At 30.4% G+C, this 474-nt stretch carries 1 protein-coding gene; it reads right to left on the reverse strand.

The genetic code is table 11. The features are described 5' to 3' along the window. Positions 1-207 precede the first annotated feature (207 nt). A partial coding sequence (locus tag K0039_RS21025) for a Clp protease N-terminal domain-containing protein (RefSeq protein ID WP_272491552.1) occupies positions 208-474 on the reverse strand: 267 nt, incomplete at its 5' end.

A 474-nucleotide genomic window follows, 5' to 3' on the forward strand; every position in this document is an offset into this window, starting at 1 on the left:
TTGGATTTCTTTTTCTCTACCTATTACAGGGTCTATTTTATTCTGCTTTGCATATAGTGTAAGATTTCTTCCATACTTATCAAGTACTTTAGATTCTGCTTGATTCTGGTTGCCCGTGTAACTATTTTCTGCTTTTTATTAATTTTTATCACTAATACCCATCATAACAATTGTTAATTGGGCTAAAGTCCTATCATTTACTCCTGATTAATTTAAAATCTTATTAGCTATTCCTTCACATTCTTGACTACTTGCTAATAATGTCTTCTCAGTCCCAATATAATTTGTTTTTAATTTATTAGCAAACATGCCTGATAACTCAAGTATTTGTTTACTTCTTGGACTTAATACTATATCTTCTGAGATTTCTTCTCCCTTACCTTCCATATCAACTATTTTGCCTTCTAAATAAGCTTCTGTAAATCCAACTTTACTTAGAACTTTAGCAGCTATACCTTCTTCTTCTCTTAAAAG

This window comes from Terrisporobacter mayombei (assembly GCF_020748465.1).
In the GTDB taxonomy this organism is placed as follows: domain Bacteria; phylum Bacillota; class Clostridia; order Peptostreptococcales; family Peptostreptococcaceae; genus Terrisporobacter; species Terrisporobacter mayombei.